At 57.4% G+C, this 21585-nt stretch carries 24 protein-coding genes; 20 read left to right on the forward strand and 4 right to left on the reverse strand.

The features are described 5' to 3' along the window. Positions 1-45 precede the first annotated feature (45 nt). The 9 genes from ACTNBY_RS00475 (at position 46) to nagA (ending at position 8468) form a co-directional block, all read left to right on the forward strand. Positions 46-1131: a hypothetical protein gene (locus ACTNBY_RS00475; RefSeq protein ID WP_427728600.1), complete on the forward strand. Its 1086-nt coding sequence runs from the start codon at positions 46-48 to the stop codon at positions 1129-1131. 646 nt (positions 1132-1777) lie between these two features. Continuing rightward, on the forward strand, positions 1778-2221 hold the full coding sequence (locus ACTNBY_RS00480; protein WP_117743271.1) for a PTS fructose transporter subunit IIA: 444 nt from the start codon (positions 1778-1780) through the stop codon (positions 2219-2221). Next, on the forward strand, positions 2221-2502 hold the full coding sequence (gene yajC / locus ACTNBY_RS00485; protein WP_022094612.1) for a preprotein translocase subunit YajC: 282 nt from the start codon (positions 2221-2223) through the stop codon (positions 2500-2502). Before ACTNBY_RS00480 ends, yajC begins: the two co-directional genes overlap by 1 nt. Positions 2503-2538: 36 nt before the next feature. Next, entirely contained in the window at positions 2539-3021 is a 483-nt protein-coding gene (gene agaV, locus ACTNBY_RS00490; protein WP_154514998.1) for a PTS N-acetylgalactosamine transporter subunit IIB, read from the forward strand. Positions 3022-3111: 90 nt separating this feature from the next. Then, entirely contained in the window at positions 3112-3912 is an 801-nt protein-coding gene (locus ACTNBY_RS00495; RefSeq protein ID WP_154514996.1) for a PTS mannose/fructose/sorbose/N-acetylgalactosamine transporter subunit IIC, read from the forward strand. Then, entirely contained in the window at positions 3902-4984 is a 1083-nt protein-coding gene (locus ACTNBY_RS00500) for a PTS system mannose/fructose/sorbose family transporter subunit IID (protein WP_441062982.1), read from the forward strand. The genes ACTNBY_RS00495 and ACTNBY_RS00500 overlap by 11 nt, the downstream gene beginning before the upstream one ends. A gap of 184 nt (positions 4985-5168) precedes the next feature. Then, positions 5169-5900 carry a GntR family transcriptional regulator gene (locus ACTNBY_RS00505; RefSeq protein ID WP_154514994.1) on the forward strand — a complete coding sequence of 244 codons (732 nt, stop codon included), beginning with the start codon at positions 5169-5171 and terminating at the stop codon, positions 5898-5900. A gap of 114 nt (positions 5901-6014) precedes the next feature. Further along, positions 6015-7181 carry an SIS domain-containing protein gene (gene agaS / locus ACTNBY_RS00510; protein ID WP_441062983.1) on the forward strand — a complete coding sequence of 389 codons (1167 nt, stop codon included), beginning with the start codon at positions 6015-6017 and terminating at the stop codon, positions 7179-7181. A 117-nt stretch (positions 7182-7298) separates the two neighbouring features. Next, positions 7299-8468: an N-acetylglucosamine-6-phosphate deacetylase gene (gene nagA, locus ACTNBY_RS00515; protein WP_154514990.1), complete on the forward strand. Its 1170-nt coding sequence runs from the start codon at positions 7299-7301 to the stop codon at positions 8466-8468. A 75-nt stretch (positions 8469-8543) separates the two neighbouring features. Here nagA and ACTNBY_RS00520 read toward each other — a convergent pair whose 3' ends face one another. Beyond that, entirely contained in the window at positions 8544-9128 is a 585-nt protein-coding gene (locus tag ACTNBY_RS00520; protein WP_427794002.1) for a hypothetical protein, read from the reverse strand. A 155-nt stretch (positions 9129-9283) separates the two neighbouring features. Here ACTNBY_RS00520 and ACTNBY_RS00525 point away from each other — a divergent pair, with 155 nt between their 5' ends. The 5 genes from ACTNBY_RS00525 (at position 9284) to ACTNBY_RS00545 (ending at position 13599) form a co-directional block, all read left to right on the forward strand. After that, complete coding sequence (locus ACTNBY_RS00525; protein WP_441040860.1) at positions 9284-10165, forward strand: aldose 1-epimerase family protein; 882 nt, start codon at positions 9284-9286, stop codon at positions 10163-10165. Positions 10166-10223: 58 nt separating this feature from the next. Beyond that, positions 10224-11159, forward strand: coding sequence for a hexose kinase (locus ACTNBY_RS00530; RefSeq protein WP_441062984.1), 936 nt, complete (start codon positions 10224-10226; stop codon positions 11157-11159). A 37-nt stretch (positions 11160-11196) separates the two neighbouring features. After that, positions 11197-11331, forward strand: a complete 135-nt coding sequence (locus tag ACTNBY_RS00535) for a hypothetical protein (protein ID WP_441062985.1) — start codon at positions 11197-11199, stop codon at positions 11329-11331. Positions 11332-11363: 32 nt separating this feature from the next. Beyond that, positions 11364-11837, forward strand: coding sequence for a YhcH/YjgK/YiaL family protein (locus ACTNBY_RS00540; RefSeq protein ID WP_117778978.1), 474 nt, complete (start codon positions 11364-11366; stop codon positions 11835-11837). Between the two features lie 778 nt (positions 11838-12615). After that, positions 12616-13599, forward strand: a complete 984-nt coding sequence (locus ACTNBY_RS00545) for a site-specific integrase (protein ID WP_441062986.1) — start codon at positions 12616-12618, stop codon at positions 13597-13599. Positions 13600-13626: 27 nt separating this feature from the next. Here the strand turns inward: ACTNBY_RS00545 and ACTNBY_RS00550 are convergent, their stop codons facing one another. Then, the gene (locus ACTNBY_RS00550) at positions 13627-14361 is read right to left on the reverse strand and encodes a hypothetical protein (protein WP_152068488.1); all 735 of its coding nucleotides are present in this window, start codon (positions 14359-14361) and stop codon (positions 13627-13629) included. Between the two features lie 292 nt (positions 14362-14653). Here ACTNBY_RS00550 and ACTNBY_RS00555 point away from each other — a divergent pair, with 292 nt between their 5' ends. The 6 genes from ACTNBY_RS00555 to ACTNBY_RS00580 are packed head-to-tail and all read left to right on the forward strand — an operon-like array spanning position 14654 to position 19302. Beyond that, on the forward strand, positions 14654-14905 hold the full coding sequence (locus ACTNBY_RS00555; RefSeq protein WP_152068489.1) for a hypothetical protein: 252 nt from the start codon (positions 14654-14656) through the stop codon (positions 14903-14905). Continuing rightward, entirely contained in the window at positions 14896-15762 is an 867-nt protein-coding gene (locus tag ACTNBY_RS00560; protein WP_152068490.1) for a DnaB-like helicase C-terminal domain-containing protein, read from the forward strand. Before ACTNBY_RS00555 ends, ACTNBY_RS00560 begins: the two co-directional genes overlap by 10 nt. Positions 15763-15764: 2 nt before the next feature. Continuing rightward, positions 15765-16043 carry a hypothetical protein gene (locus ACTNBY_RS00565; protein ID WP_441062987.1) on the forward strand — a complete coding sequence of 93 codons (279 nt, stop codon included), beginning with the start codon at positions 15765-15767 and terminating at the stop codon, positions 16041-16043. A gap of 44 nt (positions 16044-16087) precedes the next feature. Next, positions 16088-16426, forward strand: a complete 339-nt coding sequence (locus tag ACTNBY_RS00570) for a plasmid mobilization protein (RefSeq protein ID WP_193221506.1) — start codon at positions 16088-16090, stop codon at positions 16424-16426. A 9-nt stretch (positions 16427-16435) separates the two neighbouring features. Continuing rightward, the gene (locus ACTNBY_RS00575; RefSeq protein ID WP_152068492.1) at positions 16436-18340 is read left to right on the forward strand and encodes a type IV secretory system conjugative DNA transfer family protein; all 1905 of its coding nucleotides are present in this window, start codon (positions 16436-16438) and stop codon (positions 18338-18340) included. A gap of 26 nt (positions 18341-18366) precedes the next feature. Next, positions 18367-19302: a relaxase/mobilization nuclease domain-containing protein gene (locus tag ACTNBY_RS00580; RefSeq protein WP_193221507.1), complete on the forward strand. Its 936-nt coding sequence runs from the start codon at positions 18367-18369 to the stop codon at positions 19300-19302. 315 nt (positions 19303-19617) lie between these two features. On the opposite strand, the gene ACTNBY_RS00585 is transcribed toward ACTNBY_RS00580, so the two are convergent. Continuing rightward, positions 19618-20265 carry a helix-turn-helix domain-containing protein gene (locus tag ACTNBY_RS00585; protein WP_441062988.1) on the reverse strand — a complete coding sequence of 216 codons (648 nt, stop codon included), beginning with the start codon at positions 20263-20265 and terminating at the stop codon, positions 19618-19620. Next, positions 20265-21512, reverse strand: coding sequence for an arginine deiminase family protein (locus ACTNBY_RS00590; protein ID WP_441062989.1), 1248 nt, complete (start codon positions 21510-21512; stop codon positions 20265-20267). Before ACTNBY_RS00590 ends, ACTNBY_RS00585 begins: the two co-directional genes overlap by 1 nt. Positions 21513-21585 lie beyond the last annotated feature (73 nt).

Genomic DNA, 21585 nt, shown 5'->3' on the forward strand with positions numbered 1-21585 from the left:
GCGTATTCTATTGAGGACTATGTTTCTTAACAAGGAGTAACTGATATGGGTCTGATTCAAAAGAAGGACGAAAAGGACGAGATCGACGGCATCCAGATCATCGAGCGCGGCGAAGGCCCCGACGGTGACGAGGACGAGAAGATCGATCTGGTCGCAGGTACGTCTGCCGAGCACATTGCTGCCGGCACGACCGCCGAGGAGGAGGACGCCCGCCTGGAGGCTCAGATTGCCGCGGATGCCGCCGACGAGAACCTCATGCCTGAGGAGCAGGACGAGGACGATGACTCCGACGTGGACGACAGCGCATCCAAGCACAAGAAGACGATGATTGCCGCCTTTGTGGTCGCCATCGTGATCGCTGCTGTGGTCGGCTTCTTTATCGGCAACGGTGGTTTTGGCGGCAAGGGCGTCGGCTCGGCGACCCTCACCGAGGACCAGCTCGATTCGACCGTGGCAAGCTACAGCTACAACGGCAAGAAGAGCGACATCACCGCGCGCGAGGCCATCGAGAGCCAGTACAGCCTTGATACCGTCAAGGATAGCGATGGCAACTACACCGCTCCCTCTGCCGACGTTATCCTGTCCTACGTGCGCAACAAGATCCTGCTCGACGCCGCCGAGGACGAGGGCATCACCGTCTCTTCTAAGGAGATGAAGAAGTACGCCGAGGATTCTATCGGCACTTCGGACTACAAGACCATGGCCACGCAGTATGGCGTGTCCAAGGACCAGGCCAAGCAGATCGTCCGCCAGTCCGCGACGCTGCAGAAGCTCTACAAGAAGAAGGTGGGCGATAGCTCCGCTAGTATGCCGATCGCTCCGACCGAGCCTTCTGACGGCAACGAGGACACCGCGAGCAAGGACTACGCCGACTACATCATCAACCTTGCCGGTGACGAGTGGGATAGCAAGAAGGGTACCTGGAAGGACGCCGATAGCACCTACGCTAAGGCTTTTGCCGACGATGCCTTTACGGCCGATAGCGCTACCTATAAGCAGGCCATGACCGCCTATTACACCGCCTACCAGCAGTACTCTTCGCAGGCTTCGAGCGCCAGCTCCAAGTGGACCGAGTACGCCAACGGCCTCTACGCCAAGGCCAATATCAGCATCTACGGCCTGTTTGCGTAAAGATTGCCTGAGCCTTCGAGTACGAAGCCGAAATATCTGCTGAAGCCCCCTAGAACGGAAATCGTTCTAGGGGGCTTTTTGCGTTGGAGGGCTATCTATTGAGACGGAAAGGGCAGATTGAATGATCACGCACGTGCTTCATCGGGTCTCCCTAATTCATCTGGGAAAACAACTGCAAACGATTGCAAGTAACCGGTGAACGGTCGAAAACGACCGTTCGCCGATAATCTCAAAACTGGTTCAGACTGGTATTAAGTCAAAAAGACCAATTCACATATCTTCACAATGACCTGCAATTTTTCTACACGCCATTTTTAGCCGCCCTGCGTTGTTTAGACACGGAAAAAGATCCGATCTTTTGCCAAAGCATTTCGAAACGGTTTCAAAACCGCAGGTAGATGTGTTAACGACCGGTAAACGGTCGAAATATCACCGTGAGCGGTGCAAAAACGTTTTACTGTATGAATCAACGAAAGCGACCTCTTCTGGGGTGATATAGTGACAACAACACGTCACGTGGTTACTACCAGTTGAGAAACCACTGGTCTTCAAAGAACGCTTTCCAAGAAGCTTTAAGGGCGAGCGCCCGCTGGCTTCCGAAAATCATCGGACTCAGATCGTACACACCTTCGGAAGGGAAATTTGAATGGTTGGCTTTATTCTTACCGGTCATGGACAGTTCGCACCCGGTCTCGCAAGCGCTATCGCTATGGTTGCCGGTGACCAGCCCGCTTTTACCGTCGTTCCTTTTGAGGGCGATCAGGCTGCTTCCTACGGCGAGGATCTCCGCGCCGCTATTACCGCCATGCGCGAGGAGTGCGATGGCGTGCTCGTCTTTACCGACCTGCTTGGCGGCACCCCGTTTAACCAGTCGATGATGATTGCCCAGGATGTCGACAACGTCGAGGTTCTGACCGGCACTAACCTCCCCATGGTTATTGAGCTTCTGTTCCTCCGCGGCAATGCCACGCTCGCCGAGCTTGGCGAGCAGGCAGTGACCGTTGGCCAGACGGGCATCACCGCCCAGACGGTCGCATCCGTTGCCGGCTCCGACGAAGAGGATATCTTCGGCGACGAGGACGGCATCTAATGGCCGATTTCGGAGCCAACGTCCTGAGCTCCTCGGTCGCTCTTTTAGGCCTGCTTGTCATCATGGGCTTGATTTACACCATCTGGTCGCAAATCAACATGAAGAAGAAGCAGAAGTACTTCAAGGAGCTGCACACCGAGCTCAAGCCGGGTCAGGAGGTTCTTTTCGCCGGCGGTATCTACGGAACCGTCAAGGGCATCGAAGGCGAGAAGGTCCAGATCAAGGTCCGATCCGGAGCCGTCGTAGATGTTTCGCGTTACGCGATTCAGGAGATCAAGTAACTGTCGTCAGCAAATAGCGAAAGGAAGCTGATCAACATGGCAGAACCCAACATTCTTCTTACCCGCATCGATAACCGACTGATTCATGGTCAGGTTGCCACCCAGTGGAACTCCACTCTGGGCTCCAACCTCATCCTCGTCGCCAACGACGACGTTTCGACCAATACCATGCGCCAGAACCTCATGAAGATGGCCGCTCCCGCCGGCGTCGCTACGCGTTTCTTCTCTCTGCAGAAGACCATCGACGTCATCGGCAAGGCGAGCCCGCGCCAGAAGATCTTCATCGTGGCCGAAACACCGGAAGACGTGCTTACGCTCGTCAAGGGCGGTGTGCCTATAAAGAAGGTAAACATCGGCAACATGCACATGTCGGAAGGAAAGCGCCAAGTCGCCACCTCCGTCGCAGTTAACGACGAGGATGTCGCTGCGTTTAAAGAGCTGCAGGAATTGGGGGTGGAGCTGGAGATCAGGCGCGTTCCGAGCACGCCTGTTGAGGACACGAGCAAGCTCTTCTCGTAATCCTCGTGATCCACATTGTCAGGAGTGAAACCCTGACGTTCTGTACGTGATATCAAAAGTGCGTACATGCATTTTGAAAGGAGGAGCAAGATGGAATACTCGATCATCCAGGTCGCTCTGGTCTTCATCGTCACGTTCGTCGCGGCAATCGACCAGTTCAACTTCCTCGAGTCTCTCTATCAGCCCATCGTCACCGGCGCCGTCATCGGTCTTATCCTTGGCGACCTCAACACCGGTCTTCTCGTGGGTGGTACCTATCAGCTCATGACGATCGGCAACATGCCGATCGGAGGCGCTCAGCCGCCTAACGCCGTCATCGGCGGCATCATGGCAGCCATTCTCGCAATCGCCACGGGCCTCGAGCCCAACGCGGCAGTCGGCCTTGCCATTCCGTTCGCTCTGCTTGGTCAGCTCGGCGTTACCCTGGTCTTCACGCTTATGTCGCCGCTCATGTCCTCCGCGGACAACATGGCTCACAACGCTGACACCAAGGGTATCGAGCGTCTGAACTACTTCGCCATGGCTCTGCTCGGCCTGATCTTCGCTATCGTCGTCACCCTGTTCTTCATCGCTGGCGCTACCATCGGTCAGACCATCGCTTCCGCCATCCCGGCTTGGCTGCAGACCGGTCTCTCCGCTGCAGGCGGCATGATGCGCTTCGTCGGCTTCGCCGTCCTGCTCAAGGTTATGATGAACCGCGACATGTGGGGCTTCTTCCTCATGGGCTTTGGCCTCGCGATCATCACCGTTGCCAACGATTCTCTGGCAACTCCTGCCCTGCTCATCCTCGCTCTCATCGGCTTCGGCATCGCTTTCTGGGACTTCCAGCAGCAGACCGAGCTGAAGGGTGCAGCTGTTTCTGACGGAGGTGACTTCGAAGATGGCATCTAATGAGTATGTGATCCCGGAGCACTACGAGGATCTCACTCCTGCTCCGCAGCTCGACCAGAAGACCCTCAACAAGATGGCTTGGCGCTCCTGCTTCCTGCAGGCCTCGTTCAACTACGAGCGTATGCAGGCCGCTGGCTGGCTCTACTCCATCATCCCCGGTCTGGAGAAGATCCACACCAACAAGAACGACCTCGCGGCTTCCATGAGCCACAACCTGGAGTTCTTCAACACTCACCCGTTCCTCGTCACCTTTGTTATGGGCATCGTGCTTTCGCTCGAGCAGAACAAGGTTGACATCCCCACGATTCGCGCCGTCCGCGTCGCCGCAATGGGCCCGCTCGGTGGTATCGGTGACGCCCTGTTCTGGCTGACGCTCGTGCCTATCACGGCTGGCATCACCTCCAACATGGCCATCAACGGCAACGCCGCTGCGCCGATCATCTTCCTGGTGATCTTCAACGCCGTCCAGTTCGCACTGCGCTTCTGGCTCATGAACTGGTCCTACAAGCTTGGCACCAGCGCTATTGACGCTCTGACCGCCAACATGCAGGCCTTCACGCGCGCCGCTTCCATCATGGGCGTCTTCGTCGTCGGTTGCCTGGTCGTCACCATGGGTGGCACCCAGATCAACCTCCAGATTCCCAACGGCACCACCCGTGGCCTCTCCGCTACTACCGTGATCGTCTCCGAGAAGGAGGCCGAGAACTTCACCGGTATGGAGGGCATCGATACCGAGACCGCTGAGGCCGGTACCATCGCCATGACCGATAAGGACGGCAACGCCCTCACCGCTTCCGATGCCGACGGCAACGCTGTCGAGTGCGGCGTCACCGATCTGGGCAACGGCATGGAGTCCGTGACCTACGGCACCGTTACCGAGGATCCGGTCAACTTCTCTGTTGCCGACACCCTCAACACCATCGTCCCGAAGCTCATCCCGCTTATGCTTACGCTGCTGCTTTACTACATGTTCGCTAAGCACAGCTGGACCCCGACCAAGGGCATTCTGCTGCTCTTCGTCCTGGGCATCCTGGGCGCTGGCCCGCTTGGTCTCTGGCCGAGCATCTGGTAAGGCTCTAGCTTGAGGGGTGTGTCCCTACGCGGCTCACACCCCGACCCCTTAAGCCATGTGTATGTTAAAAGCCGCGTGCTCGAAAGAGCGCGCGGCTTTTGTTTTCTTGATGATTCGGATGTGGCAGACAGATAATGTTAACCACCCAAGGTAGTAGCCGAGTTTGAGAAAATGGGAGGATAGGATGGCGATCGGGGCGCGTAAGCAACCGCTGTACGATCAGCTGGTCGATATTCTGACCGAAAAGATTGACCATGAATATCGCGCCGGTGACATGATTCCTTCCGAGCGCGAACTTTCGGAGCGCTATGGTCTCTCGCGCACCACGGTACGCCTGGCTCTGCAGGAACTGGAGCGTTTAGGACTGGTGGTTCGGCAGCACGGTCGCGGTACCTTTGTGACCGATCGTTCGGCAAAGGCAACCAATCTTATGCAGTCCTACAGCTTTACCGAACAGATGCGCGCGATGGGTCGCGACCCCGAGACCACGATTCTCGAGTTTTGCGAGATGGAGGCCGATAAGAATCTGGCCGAGCATATGGGATTGCATATCGGTGATCGCGTTTTTAAGCTCAAGCGCCTTCGTTCTGCCGACAACATGCCCATGATGGTCGAACGCAGCTATCTGCCGGTTCGTCAATTTCTGTCCCTAAAGCGACCACTGCTGGAGAGTAAGCCGCTTTACGATGTGATTGAGCAGGACTTTCAGCAAAAGATTCGCGTGGCCGAAGAGGAATTCTATGCGAGCATAGCCCGTCCCACCGATGCCCACCTTTTGGCAATTGTCGAGGGGTCGCCTGTGCTCGATTTGGTCAGGACTACGTATAACGAGTCAAACGAGGTTGTGGAGTATACGCTCTCGGTTGCTCGTGCCGATCAGTTTAAATACAAGGTTTACCACCAGCGTAGTAACTAGTGTTCGTATCGTTTCCATATGGTGATTCCTTGCATTTAACTGGTTACTACCAGATAACCAACCGAAGTGTATAATTGCACGTCAGAGGATTACTTCTAGAGAGAGGTATTAGAAATGTTCGAGAAGAGTGTCGAGGAGCTCACCGAGCTCGGCGCCCAGATCACCACGGCCGAGATTGCTCAGCAGCCCGAGCTTTGGCGTGATACGCTCAACATCTATCGTGAGAACAAGGAGACCATCGAGGCCTTTCTGGCCGAGGCTCGCGCTATGGGCGAGGGCCGTCTGTCCGTTGTCTTCACCGGTGCCGGTACGTCTGACTACGTTGGCGATACCTGCGCCCCGTACCTGCGTCACGCTGGCAACACTGATCTCTACGACTTTAAGCCCATTGCCACGACCGACATCGTGAGCGCCCCGCGCGACTTCCTGCGCGCCGAGGATCCCACGCTCGTGGTTTCCTTTGCCCGCTCTGGCAACAGCCCCGAGAGCCTTGCCGCCGTTGCCGTTGCCAAGGAGCTTGTCCACAACGTCAAATTCCTCAACATCACCTGCGCTCCCGAGGGCAAGCTCGCCGTCGAGTCTGCCGATGATCCCAACGCGCTGACGCTGCTCATTCCGCGCGCCAACGACAAGGGCTTCGCCATGACCGGTTCTTATTCCTGCATGACCCTTCTCGCCACCCTTATTTTCGACACTGCCTCTGACGAGCAGAAGGCCGAGTGGGTCGAGACCATCGCCAAGATGGGCGAGGAGGTCATCTCCCGTGAGCCCGAGGTCGCCGATTATCTCGCTGGAGACTTCAATCGCGTGACCTACTTGGGTTCTGGCTCCTTCGGTGGCCTTGCCCAGGAGAGCCAGCTCAAGATCCTCGAGCTCGCTCACGGCCTGGTTGCCACTTCTTACGACACTTCCATGGGCTATCGTCACGGACCCAAGTCCTTCGTCGACGACAAGACCCTCGTGTTCGTGTTCGTCAACAACGACGCCTACACCCGTCAGTACGACATCGACATCCTCAATGAGATCGGTGGCGACGATATTGCTCAGCACACCGTTGCCGTTCAGCAGGATGGCGCTACTGTCTACGAGGGTGAGTCCTTCACCTTTAAGGGCTACGAGGCACTTCCCGAGGGCTACCTTGCTCTGCCGTTCGTGATGTTTGCTCAGGCTATCAGCCTGCTTAACTCCGTGCGCGTGGGCAACACGCCCGACACGCCGAGCCCCACCGGCACGGTCAACCGCGTGGTCAAGGGCGTGACGATTCACCCCTTCACCGCTTAATCGCGTCCCCCTGTAAGGGCGCCCGTCCGCTCGTAACGGCGGGCGGGCGCTTTTTGTTTTACGTGAGCTGGGTATAAACATCACCACAGTCAACTGCTTTAGAAGTGAGGAGTACATATGAGCACGTACGCAATTAAGGCTGACAAGTTCTTCTTGCCGGCAGGCCCGCAACTGGGCGGCTATCTTATGGTCGAGGACGGCGTCTTTGGCGCTTGGCAGGCCGACGAGCCCTCCTGCGAGATCAAGGACTACACGGGATCGTGGATCGCGCCGGGCATGGTCGACACCCACATCCATGGTTTCTATAACCATTCGACTACCGATAACGATCCCGAGGGCATCGATATCAGCTCGACCGAGCTCGCCCGTCGCGGTACCACCAGCTGGCTGCCCACGACGTTCACCGATGGCGTCGAGCAGATCAAGGACGCCTGCGCCGCCATCGCTCAGGCGGACGAGGGCCGTGGCCCCGACTTCTGCGGTGCTCGCATTCAGGGCATCTACCTGGAGGGTCCTTTCTTTACCATGAAGCACGTGGGCGCGCAGAACCCCGCTTATCTTATCGATCCCTCCGAGGAGGTCTTCGATCAGTGGCAGGAGGCTGCGGGTGGTCGCATCGTTAAGAGCGCCATGGCGGCCGAGCACGACGGTGCCGCTGCTTATGCGGCTGCTCTGAACGCCAAGGGTGTGGTGACCAGCATCGGTCACTCCGACGCCACCTACGATGAGTGCATCGCCGCCATCAACGCCGGTGCCAGCTGCTTTACGCATACCTATAACGGCCAGCGCGGACTGCATCACCGTGAGCCCGGTGTTGTGGGTGCTGCCATGTCCACGCCCGAGACCTACGCCGAGATCATCTGTGACGGCAAGCACGTAAACCCTGGCGCTATCAAGGCGCTGCTGCAGGCAAAGGGCTGGCAGCATACGGTGCTCATCACCGACTGCCTGGGTTGTGGCGGCATGCCCGAGGGCAGCTACACCAGTGGCGGCATGGACGTCATCATGAAGGACAACCTGTGCTGGCTCGCCGACGGCAAGAGCATTGCCGGCTCGGTGCTCACTCTTGCCCAGGGCGTCAAGAACATCGTCGACTGGGGCATCGCCAGTGCCGATATCGCCATTCGCATGGCAACCGAGGTGCCGGCACGCTCCGTACACATCGAGGATAAGTGCGGCAGCATCATGCCGGGTCGCGACGCCGACTTTGTCGTGTTCGACCATGAGCTCACCCTCGTCGAGACGTATGTTGGCGGTCAGAGCGTCGGTAACGCCTTTACCGAGTAACGATAGAAAAAGACGGCGGGCCCGAATCTGCTCGGACCCGCCGCATGGGTTAAACGCTCAAAAGTACCTTCACAGTTACAGCTTGTTAGCGATCTTCTTTACCGTGCGCTTAACGCCGGCCACCAGGCCTCCTGCAGGATGCTCCTTCTCGTATGCTAGGCGCTTCTCGCGCTTGGCGTACTCTTCGACGATGATGTCGCCATACTCGTCTTCGATTTTGTCGAAGAAGTCGACGGCGCCCTTAATTTCCTCAGCGGTCGGGTGTCCCTTTTGGACACCGCCGGCGAGTTTGAACGGCCCCCACGTATCAAAGCCGGGGCAGCCGTAGACACCCATAAAGATGGCCTGCCTCATGCGGCAGATGCCATCGATATCCTTGCCGTACCACTTGTTTTTGCCGCCGTAGGTCATAAGGCCAAACACCTTGTCCTGCGGCTGCAGCACGTTGGTGAGCACGCGTGCCATGTCCTTGTCGATCTCGGAGTAATAGATGCCCGTGGCGACACCGATCAGATGATATTCGTGCAGGTTGGGATACTCGTTTTTGCCGAGCGCCTTGACGTCGAGGGTATCGATCTCGGGGTGTGCCTCGACGATGGCGTCCACGAGCTTTTTCGTATTGCCGTGATGGCGCGAGGCGTAGAGGATGATGGTTCGCATAAGAAGGCCTTCCAGCTGTAATTGCATCAATGTCTGTATGGTACCCCGTTGCATGGCTGGGATACCGGACACATCGATGAGCGTGCGGGTTTGTCCTTTAGTCAGGGCCGAGACGGATACTTGCGAGCAAAAGCAGTTGTTCGAAAGGATGGGCAATGGAATACGCTCTCTCCAACGATTCGATTTCTGTTAAGGTGTCCACGGCTGGTGGTTCGTTTACCTCGATTGAGGCTGGAGGTCGCGAGTATCTGTGGCAGGGCGATCCCGCCGTGTGGTCTGGCCAGGCACCGATTTGCTTCCCGATTTGCGGAGGCCTGCGCGATGGCAGTGCCATGACGTTTTCCGGGTATCATGTGAAGCTCGCCCGCCACGGCTTTGCGCGCAAGCAGGAGTGGAAGCTGCTGAGCCAAAGCGCAAACGAGCTGGCTATGTGCCTGGCTTCGGAGGATAACGCCGCGCTGCTGAGAGATTATCCCTACCCGTTTAAGCTTGTCGCTCGTTATACGCTCGAGGACGCTGCCGTGCGCGTTTCCTATGAGGTGACCAACGAGGGCACCGAGGACATGCCGTTCTTTATCGGTGGACACCCCGGCTTTAGGTGCCCGCTCGACGAGGGCGAGGCCTATACGGACTACGAGTTGCGCTTCGAGAAAGACGAGGCTGCGGAGCTTTGCACCGCCGTACCCTCGACTGGCTTGATTGATGTTGCTAACCGTTCAAAGAACCCCATGGTGGGAAAGACGCTGCCCCTGTCGCATGAGCTCTTCGATTTTGCGGAGACCATCTTTGACGTGCTCGAGAGTCGTCAGGTCACGCTTTCCAAGAAGGGCGAGGACAAGGGCGTTCGCTTGAGTTTTGAGGGCTTCCCGTACCTCATCGTGTGGAGTAAGCCCGAGGGCGATTTTGTGGCAGTTGAGCCCTGGGGCGGCCTCTCGACCTGCTCCGATGAGGACGACGTACTTGAGCATAAGCGCGGCTGCCTTGTCGCCAAGCCCAAGGAGACTGTCGTTCGCTCGTTCACGATTGAGATTCTGTAATTCCGTTTTGTCGACTCGTATCGCGAGGCACAAGGAGCCCGCGAGATAAGGAGCTAAAATGATCCTCACCGTTACGATGAACCCGTCTGTCGATACGCGCTATCAGCTCGATGAGCTCATTATCGACGACGTCAACCGTGTGACGCCCGAAAAGACCGCCGGCGGCAAGGGTCTCAACGTGGCCCGTGTGCTGGGCCAGCTGGGCGACGACGTTGTGGCAACCGGTCTGCTCGGTGGCCATATGGGCGCCTATATGGCAGAGCTCATGGATGCCAACGGTATTAACAACGACTTTGTGCCCATCAAGGGCGAGACTCGCATTTGCCTCAACATCCTCCACGCCGGCAACCAGACCGAGCTGCTCGAGAGCGGCCCGACGATTGCCCCCGAGGAGCTGGATGCCTTTACCGCCAAGTTTACCGAGCTGGCTGGCAAGGCCGACGTCGTCACTATTTCGGGTTCGCTGCCCCGCGGCGTCGAGGCGGACTACTATGCCAAGATTACGGGCATTGCCGAGAACGCCGGCGCCAAGGTGCTGCTCGATACCTCGGGCGCTTCGCTTGAGGCTGCCCTCAAGTCCGAGGTCAAGCCCGAGCTGGTCAAGCCTAACCTAACCGAGATCAACGGTCTTCTGGGCACGAGCTTTACCACCGACGATGTGGACGAGCTCCGGGCCGCACTTGCCTCTGATGACCGCTTCTCCGATATCCCCTGGGTCGTCGTGTCCATGGGCGCTGCCGGCTCCGTGGGCTTCCACAACGGACGTGCGTTCCGTGCCAAGACCCCCGATATTCCTGCCGTTAACGCTACGGGTTCCGGCGACTCCACTATCGCCGGTTTCGCGCATGCCATCGCTGCCGGCGCGGACGACGAGACGGTGCTGCGTACCGCCAACACCTGCGGCAAGCTCAATGCCATGGATCCCATGACCGGTCATCTGGTCATGGACCGTTGGGACGAGGTTTACAACGGCGTTGTCGTGGCCGAGCTGTAAGAACTTGGGCGTCGGCTCCGGCATTGGTTGTTTGCTTGTGGTTAGAGCCAACGACAAGTGCGGTAGCATTATGCCGGGGCGCGACGCCGATGCTGTCGTGTTCATTCCCGACCTTACCCTGGTCGAGACGTATGCGGGTGGCAACAGCTTTGGCGACGCGTTTGCCGAGTAGCCGCCAAAGAAACGATCCGAGAGGGGATTTAGATGATTTACGGTGCATTGGGCGATATCGAGGAGTATCGCGGAATGCTCAAGGGCCTCGACGTGCTGATCGACTGGCTCGAGGAGAACGACCCGGCGGAGCTCGAGGTCGGCAGCCATCCGATTTTGGGCGACAAGGTCTTTGCAAACGTCATGGCTCCCACGACGCGTCCCGAGGCCGAGGCTCACTATGAGACGCATCAGCGCTATCACGACCTGCAGATCGACGTCGAGGGTCGCGAGGCCTTTAAGGTCGCTACGGGTAGCCTGACGCTGGTCCAGGAGTTTGACGAGAAGGACGACTACGATCTGGTCGATTCCGACGCCTCGATCGCCGGCGATCTTGCCGACGACAAGTTCGCGCTGTTCGTTGCCGGCGAGCCTCACATGCCCACGCTCGAGTTCCCGGGCGATGGCGCGCAGCCGGTCAAGAAGATCTGCTTTAAGCTGCTTGCAGACGCCTACTGGGAGGAATAGCGCGCTGCCCGACTGAGCTGTTCGTATGCTGGCGTGTTTTCTCTAAGGGAAGCACGCTACGACCCCGTTAATCGTGTTTTCCCTAGGGGAATCACGATTAACGGGGTTTCTGTTTTTGAATAGGGGAGCTGACGCTGTTGCGATGCGTGGGTGGGCGCGCGCACTCAAAATCGGCAACAAAAAAGCCGCCCGAAGGCGGCTGTCTTGTGCAATGGAGCCAGCGACCGGGCTCGAACCGGTGACCCCCGCTTTACGAGTACGTGAATTCGGCATTTGACGAGATGAAGCCAATTTCACTGAATTTAAAAGAAGCGCAGGTAAAAATAGGTAATTAGCAATTATCGAGCTAGCTATTAGAATCATATTTCCCACTCTTTTCACACTTAGTGAGACTTGAAAGTGTGAAAAGTTTCGATTAGGCTTGCTGGCAAAGCCTTTAAAGCTTTGCCAGCAAGCCTAATCGAAAATCTAACGAGGGATATGATTGCAGGGATTGATAAAAAAGACCGCTCGCGGCACATCGGAATGCATCGATAAGAGCAAAGGCGTCTATCGGATTTATTTCTCTCTGGGAAAAGATCCGGAGACAGGACGGTACCGCCGTAGTCCGTCGCGCAGGGTTCACTGCAGAAGTAAGAACCCGAAAAACTGGCCGAGCGAAGTCGCCAAGGCGTTGGAAGCCTATAGAGCTGAGCTCGAGGGTGCTTCCAGCCGGGACAATGCTCCTCTGGGCCTATCGGATTATGCGGACAGGTTTCACGCGAACAGGGAGTCGACCATGGAATCACCTCTTGCTTATGAGCGTGAAGGTTTGGACATTCGTCACATACGCGAGCTGTTCGGCAATCCCGATCTCACTCGGCTTAAATCGGATGACGTTCGCGCTGCTTATGCCAAGGCTAGAAAAGAAGGCCGGTTCAGCGAAAGTGAAATTCGCCGCATCCACATCAAGCTCAAACAGGTAATGGAGGATGCCGTCGATAACGACCTTGTGGGCAAAAACCCTTGTAGGGGAGTGAAACTGCCCAAGCAGAATGTCGAGGCTCGTAAGGCGCTGAGCGCCGATGAGGCGGCAAGGCTTCTTGCGGTCCTTTTGGAGGAGAAGCCATCTTCCTTTATCACATGCACAATGCTTCTGCTTCTCTGCGGTTTGAGGAAGGGAGAGGCCCTTGGTCTCTCATGGGAGGATTATGACCCCGACGCCAAGACTCTGAGGATAGTAAAGCAATATACGAACGACAGGACATTGAGGCCGCCCAAATCAAAGATGAGCAGGCGTAAGATCTCGGTTGGAAATGAACTTGCCGACTATCTAGACAGGTGGAAAGCCATTCAGCGGAGTGAGTTCGATTCCTTTGCAGTGGGGCAGACTGGAGAAACGCCCATTGTCCATTCCATTGGGGTCGTTGACGCCGCTAACGGCAAACGGGCTCTTGTGACCCGGATGGATGGACATAACTATTCAAGGGCGTTTAGGCTGTTTGCGGCGAAAAACGGCTTCGGTACTTTTGAGGAGAGCAGGGAAGTCATTGGGAGTGACGGCGTCAAACGTACCCGCTATACGGGTTATAGCGGGCTGAAGCCTCATGAGCTTAGACATACGCAAGCGACTTTGCTCGTTGGTGCCAATGCGGACATTAAGACGATCCAGGCACGTTTGGGCCATGCTAGCCCATCGACGACGCTGTCTATCTATAGCCACTTTATTGAGGCAAACGATCAGAAGGCAGCATCAGTGCTGGACAATCTGCTGAAAGGTTAAAAAAGAGGCCCTTGTGGGCCTCTTTTTCTAATCGACATTGTTTCGGTAAATCATTGCGCCATATGGTGGCTCTAGTTCCATTGACTGATAGTAGCTGGCATCTAGAAGGTTGAAATAACAAATGATGGGGGCGGCTAGGTGCTCGTCCATATTTAGGTAATGTCCCTCATCATCTGTGACCAGTTTGACCTCGTCGCGCATTACGTCGGTCATGCGGGGCCAGAGTTTGGTTGCGCGCTGCAATTTGTCCTTTTGACTGTACTCTCCGTTATGGAAGAAGGCAAAATGAGGCGCATCGTATTTTGCGCCGCCGCGAATTTCGATAATTCCGACCTGGCTGCAAGAATTCGCGCATTCCTCTGTTTCCAATAAAGTCCAAGAGGAGGGGAGGACAGCGTAATCGCCGCCGAGGAGATCGACCCGTCGCATTCCCTGGGGCCTCTCCTCTTTCTCGCAATATAAAGAGAAATGGTCGTGGAGCCTCTGGAATTGCTCTCGATAAAGTTCCAATTGACTAAAACTCATTTCTTCTGATCCGTCTACGGGAAGAGCCTTCATTTCATTGGTGATTTGCCGAGCTTCCCTGAGGCACGCCTCATCGAGGGCCCTGGCGACCCTTGGCTGCAACCCCGTGAGCAGGTTGCATAGATAGTCGATAGCCTCGCCGGTGCTTCTGACTGATTCGGGGTTCTTGAGGCGAAGCTCTTCGATTTTCTCCGGGGTCGTCGCCTGAACAGTTGTTCCGAACTTAATTTTCCGCATCTTACTTCCGGATAATGGTAAACGTCCCATAACCACTCCAATCATCGTTGTATATATATTAAATCAGTCAGACAATTAAGTCTATACAGTCAGAAAGTGAATTAGAAATTAGAACTGTAACTAGATATGATTGTGCAACAGACAGTGTTACAATATAAACAGTAAGCGCCTGACCAGCTTGTTTGAAAGGAGTTATTTTGTTTTCGGTCATTGATTAAAAAGCCGCCCGCCCTTCCCTATCTAAGTTTGGCGACGAAGGGGGAGGGGCGAGCTAGCCTGAAAGGATTCTACCATGATTGTAGAGCCTGAACCGTACGCTGCCGTACAAGCATCACCTGCGGTTTCAGTAAATCCCAATTTGGGACATGAGCGCCTTCTTGGGATTTCTGACGTAAGCCAGATGACTGGGCTTAGCCCGGTCACTGCCTCGAAGTTTATGAAAGAGAGCGGGCGTGCGATCGCATTGCATCGTCGCGTTTACATTCTCGAATCCAGCCTTTTTGCTTACCTCCATGAACTGGAGGTGAGCAAACCATGCCGCTAGTGAAGTCCATGAACGATGGCTTGGATAAGACCGCCCTTGCTATTCTAAGCAATAAGCCCCTTGGGCATATTGAGCACCGTGCGCTCGATGCTCTTCTCGGCGGCGTGCGCCAATATCTGTGCATTGTGCCGGGTGGTCCTGGTACTGGCAAGACTACCTTTATGCATCAAGTTGGAGATTGCTGGGCTATTGCTGGCCATCCGGTTGTAATTTTCGAGGGCGAGCTCGCCCGTGCGAGTATGCTCGCGAAGAGCTTGACCCGCATTTCCGGCGGTGAGCTTACGTATGAAGATATGTACAGTGGTGATATGTCCGTAGAAAAACGTGAGCAATTTGACAGGTCGGTCGATGTCTATGCACGCAGCATTGCCGAACGCATGTTTATTATTTCAGGCGAAATTAAAAACGCAGGAATGCGGAAGGCAATTGAAGAGGTTGCCGATAAATATGGTGAACCGCCTCTAGTCATCGTCGATTACGCGCAAATCGTCTCCTTGCCGCAAGAGCTGCGCATTGCGGATGAGCGAATCGGGCTTAAACTCGTTGCATCCGAACTTCGACGGATTGTAGACGAGGTACATTGCCCGCTGTTCGCAATTTCATCCATTAATAGAACTAACTACGACAAGCAGACCACTGGGCTTCAGGCGATTGGTGGCTGTAATATGTTCGAGTATTCGGCAGATTTGGTAATGTCACTTTCCATCAAAGGCGATAGGCCTGAGGAGAGGAATGCCAATATGCTGCTCAAAAAGCGGCCGGTTGTAGCCTCGATCACTAAAAACCGATACGGGTCATGCGGTGTCGTTGAGTTCGAATTCGACGCTCCGGCCGCAACATTTACGGAAATCGGCTAATTATGGAGCCCGGGCTCTGCATCGGCGGGTACCGGGCGCCCAATCCATGCCTATCGTCCGACGAGCTCGAGCGCGCCGAGAACGAGGATCTTCCCTCGTTCTCGGCGGAAGAGCTTATTTGGGAGCGAAGGCGCTTGCTCGATGCCCTCGATTACTATGAGGAGCATTGGCAACCGTACTGCGTGTACCTTGGCACTTTACCCGGGGTTCCCTTTGATGTTTGGGCAAGGGTGAGAATTGAGCGCATCGGTAGGATGCTCCAAGCAATTTCAACTAAATAAAGGTGGCGGGGCCGATGTATCGACCCCGCTCGGATTGGATGGTTATGACTTCCATGAATACGCACATCAACGTGCGAATGAATGAGGTTCAGCGTAAGGCGATCGAGGAGAAGGCGGCGACCATGAATATGCCGGCGTCTACCTTCATGCGTGACGCCGCCCTGCTCTGCGGCGAGAAGCCGGTCAGGGTCGCCGATACGGGGGAGCTTGCCGGCATCAGGACCGAGCTGAAAAAGATCGGCACGAACCTCAATCAGGCGGTCCGCGCCCTCAATACCTACGGCCCCGACCCGGTGGTCCTCAACAACCTCAACCGGGCGACTTCAATCGTTTCAACCTCGGTGAGTTGGGTCAACGATCTGCTCGCCCGTGCGAGAGAGTAGGTGGTTCATGTGAAGGAGAAGCTGGTCATGGCGCTGATTTTCGCCGCACTGCTTACCGCCGGGTTTGCACCTCTTGTTGCCATTCCCCTCGATTGCGTGATCCTCGGACTTCCAATCGAGCTCAGCTCAATCGGATTCGCCCTGAGCGTGGATAGCATCATCTGGTGGTGGGCCAACGTGGCACCTCACTGCATCCCGGGCTGCCTTGCCTCGTTTGCCCTGTTCTTGTTGGTATTCATGCTCATGCAGCTATCGGCTTCCTCGAAGGAGCGGGCCGCCGATGGAGGCGTGCTCGGAGAGGCGCGGGTGAAATCGGGGCCTGAGACCATCCAAGGCTCGGAGATTTGGGATGGGCACGGACAGCCGAAAAACAGGGGATTCGTGTACGGTTTTGAGAAGACGTTGTTCGGCTCCAAGTATCTGTTCGAGCCGAGGCGACATATGTTTCTCGACGGCTCAACGGGCGCTGGAAAATCCAGGGCACTTCTGATTCCAACAATCGATTTGCTGACGTATGGGGCGGATGACGGGGAATCAAGCCCGCAGACCATCATCGTGTCTGACGTGAAGAGTGAACTCATCGAGTTAACGGGCGACGAGCTGGAGCGCCGCGGATACCGGGTGCTTCTGCTGGATGCCCAGCATCCCGAGAGGAGCGACACGTTCAATCCCCTGGAGATGGTCGATAGGCTTGCGAGCGGGGGAGACCTGCCGGCGGCGGAGCAGGCCGCGGACGCCGTCGCCCGTACGCTAATCGCGGGGGAGGCCGATGCGAAGGCGACCCACTGGACGGAATCCGCGCGGTCGCTGCTGGCGGCGACGATCCTTCTGACCGTACTGGACGAGGGCTGCCCGCGGAGTTGCAGACACCTCGCAACGGTCTACCACATCATATGCCTGGGGACGGAGGGTGCCGGCGAGGACCCGTGCGAACCCCTGAAAGGCCTGTTCCGCTCCCTGCCGCAGGGGCACCCGGCCCGCTCGCGCGCCTCGCAGTTCATCTCGAGCGGCGGCAACGAGCTGAGGAGCATCGTCTCCACCCTGAAGGTCAACCTGAGGATTTATGCGTCGGCGCCGATTGCGCGCATGACCTCGGGCAACGATATCGAGCCGGGGAGAATCCTGGGCGAGAAGACCGCGCTATTCCTCCATGTGATGGACGAGGGCTCTCCCTACAACGCGATCGCGGCGGTCCTGTTCGAGCAGCTCTATTCCGCTGTGTATTCCATCGCGGACGCATCCGGCGGCAAGCTGCCGAGGCCCGTGTCCATCCTCGGTGACGAATGGGGGAACCTGCCGAAGGTCGAGTGCCTGCCGAGCCTCCTCAGCCTCGGGCGCTCGTACGACCTGTTCTGGATGGGTGCGGTCCAGAATATCTCCCAGCTCAACAAGTATGGCGAGCGCGACGGACGGAAGAAGATCCTGGCGAACTGCGGCGTCAAGGTCGCCATGAAGCTGGGCGAGGCCGAGGACCGCCAGTATTTCACCGAGCTTGTCGGGAAGACGACGCGGCACACCATGGGAACCAGCTCGAGCAGGGGGCCCTCGGGCGGCACGGGGTCAACATCCTACAGCGAGCATGCCGACGACCTGATCCACCCCTGGGAGTGGACGGAAATGTCCCCCGACAAGGACGGCGTGATCGTGGTGAAGACCGCGGAGAACGGCGTGGGCAGGGGCCATGCGGGATGTTTCCGGGCGCCCGTCTGCGATTGCACGCGGATGCCGACGAAAGGGCATTTCGACCTGGGGACGCGCGAGCACGAGACGGCCAAAAGGATGGAATACCAGGCCAGGCTGGTATCGAGGCGGGCGGGCCGGACGGACGGCGTCGATCTGTGGGCCCCCGAATTCGAGGAAGGGCCCGCGGAGGCGCCTGCTTCCGATGGATGGTCCGGCCTCTTCGTCGACTGACGGTGGACTTCGAGGGGAGTCGAAAGATGACCGCAATCAAGCAGACGAGCGTCATGAGCAGGGAGCACCTCCGGAACCTCAGGCGCTATTTCGATTGGGACAGGGAGAAGGTCCTAGACCACGATACCCAGCACATCGTCAACGAGGGCCGCTGGTTCGAGGAGATGGATGCGACCCGGGAGGCGGCCGGGCACAACCGGCCCGGGAAGCAGGGCGCGAGGTGCACGTACATGCAGCATCAGGTGATCGGTTTCAATCCGGATGAGTGCTCCTGCAACGGCGGGCCGATGACGCCTTCGCGCTGCATGGAGTATGCGAGGGACTATATAGCCAGGCGCTATCCCAACCAAGAGATCGTGATCGTGCTGCACGAGGAGAGGTGCAAGTCGGACGGCTCGGCCCGATTCGCCGCCCACCTCGCAATCAACAGGACGGACCTCGAGACGGGGCGGCGCCTGAACGACGGGCCGGCGAGGGCGGCGGCGAAATCCCGCGTGGGGACGGTGAGGGACCTCGATGCGGAGTACGGCCTGAGGCAGCTCGAAAGGGGCCTCTCGAACTCGCGGGTGCACGCGCGCCAGCCCGGTCGCGAGGAACGCGAGATGGCAAAGAAGGGGCGGTCCGGCAAGTCCGAGAACGCAAAGGTCCGGGCGATCATCGCCCAGAGGGCGGAGGAGGTCGGGAGGCTCAAAAACTGCCCCGATCGCTTTGGGGAGTTTGCGAGACTGCTGGAATCGGACGGGATCGAGGTCGCCCGCTCCAAGCGGGGGGCGCTGCAGTACCGCTACCACTCGAAGTCCCTCGGCAAGACGCGGAAGATCAACGGCGCGAGGCTCGGCTACGCCGTCAACCGCTCGACCGGGCGGATCATGAGGTTCACGGCAAGGGGGATCGACCTTGCCATGCGGGCGGCCTGGGAGCTCGCCCGCGAGGGCGCGGATGACGGAAGGGGCAGGGATTGATTTTTGTTACCGTCAATGGGAAATCGGTCAATTGCGCTACTGTAAATTACCCAACGGAGTCACTCCGTTTACCCAACTTCGACAACGCCGCCCCAACCGCCCTACGGCCCTCTCTTCCTCTCCGCCGGGGCATCCTTGAGCCTGTAGGACCTACCCGTGATGCGCACCATGTGGCGGTAATGGAGATTGCAGCGTGAAGCGATGTTTCAGGACGCGTCGGTCTACATGGCCGGCGTGTCTTTGTGTCCGATTGTCCGTGCGGGCTGTAGAAACCGTTCCGTGGCCACGTGCGAAAAGCCACTCGTTGTCTCGCGGCTACACAATGTCCATTGCGCCCCGATACCACACGACCACACCGATAATGCGAACACGTCTACGATCCAGAATGAGGTCGGGTGCAGTCGAGTCATAGCTGTGCGTCGAAAGCATGATCGTGTTGTTTCCCATGCTGTACCTGCGAATCAGCACGCGGACGGCGTCGATGGCCGCCACCACCGTACAGCCGTTGTATGGCTTCACGTCTGGGTCGACCAGCAGCAGCGTGCCTTGGGGATACAGCAGCGTCATGTCCTTGTTGTTCATCTGCACGTACGCGGCGTGCAGATGCCTCTCTGCTATGTCGGAGGGGGTGAGCGTGGCGCCTACGCTTTGCAACGAGGTCCCATTTCCCGATCGCTTGATTCGCAGGATGGGAAACGCGTCGCGAGTTTGCGGGTTCAACCCCTCGCCCTTGGCGGAGCGTAGGGCCTCTCGTGCGGCAAGTCCTATGCTGTCGCTTAAGATGTCGTCTTCCGTCACACCGTACAGCTTGACCATCTTTTGGATATGTCTCGGTCGAATCGCCGTACGGTTTTTCTCCCATCGGCATACGGTTTCTTTTGCAACACCAAGGTCGCGGGCAAATTCGGCCTGAGTGAGCCCCAGCTGCTCGCGCAGGAGAGCTATGTTGCTTCCCTTGTCCATTAGTCCAGCTCGCGAACAAGTGGCATGCACAGGCAGCTGGGGCCACCAAACCCGCTCGTCAACTCGTCGAGGGAAGTCTCTATGAGGTCGAAGCCGGCTCGTGCGAGCTTGCGGTTCATGATGGCGTTGTTGGCCGAGACGCACAGCTTATTGGGGGAGAGCACGAGGGTTTCCACGGCGGCTCCCTCTACGGTCCTGTTGAAGCTTGGGGTTTCGCACGATATTGTTCGCACGCTGGGTACATCGGCAACCAATGCCAACAGCTGGTCCAGGTCGCAGTCGAGCGATACGACCGTGCAGGTGCCTTGCTTGCGGCCGCGTTCAATCTTGTATGCGTGAAGGTTCTCGCCGATGGCACGGTCGACCACGAAGGTCTCGGGGCCGATACGGTTGAGGTACGTATCTAGGTGGATGCGCGTACCGTTCTCTTCCACCTCGACGACGTACACGGTGTCGACGGTGCTTTGCGGGTTCCAGAGCAGCGAGGCCGCGAGTACATCGATCGCCGCCGCTTCGGTGCGTTGCGACATGCCCACGAGCACGGTCTTCTCGTCCATGTTGAGGATGTCTCCGCCCTCGATATGGAAGGAACTCTCGGGCTCGAACCACAGGGGAGTGTCTTTAAACATGGGATGATGGCGGAAGACGACGGTGTGGAGCGTGGCCTCGTGGTTGCGATCGTTCCAGTACATGTGGTTGCAGCATACGCCGTTGCCCACGACCACAGACGGGTCGCGGGCAAAGAACAGCGTGTTCATGGGGTTGACCATGAGCCCGTGGGGATTGAAGCCCATGCCGACTGCCTGCGCGAGCGAAGAAGTCGCCGTGGATAGGTCGAGCACGTCCTCGTAGCGCATGCCGGCGAGCATCATGTTTACCAGATTTGTTGCGGATGTAGCCTTCTCAAGATAGGCACGCAGGGCGCCTAGCAGCTCGTTGCCGCTCACGCTGCAGGTGCTGAGGAACGACTCGGTCAGCTCGCGCCGTGCCTGCTCGTCATGCTCGACGGTTTCGATCACGAGGTCCTTAAGGTATACAACCTCTATGCCGCTGTCCTCGAAAGCTTTAACCAGGTTGCGGTGCTCTTCGATCGCCTTGTCGTAGTCGAAGCTCGTGCGTGTGGGGCGCAGCGCGAAGACGCTGCTGAACTCATCGGACGTAAAGCTCGTCGTCTCGATACCGGGGGAGTGGACCAGGACCTTTTTGAGCGTCCCCGTTTCGTTGACGACGTGCAGTGCGTTTTGCATACCTATCTCCGTACCTCGTGCATCTGTATATAGGCACTGTAGCGCAATGCCATACCGTAATGTTGCCTAGTGC

It is taken from the genome of Collinsella sp. HCP28S3_E12 (assembly GCF_052065595.1).
Classification (GTDB): domain Bacteria; phylum Actinomycetota; class Coriobacteriia; order Coriobacteriales; family Coriobacteriaceae; genus Collinsella.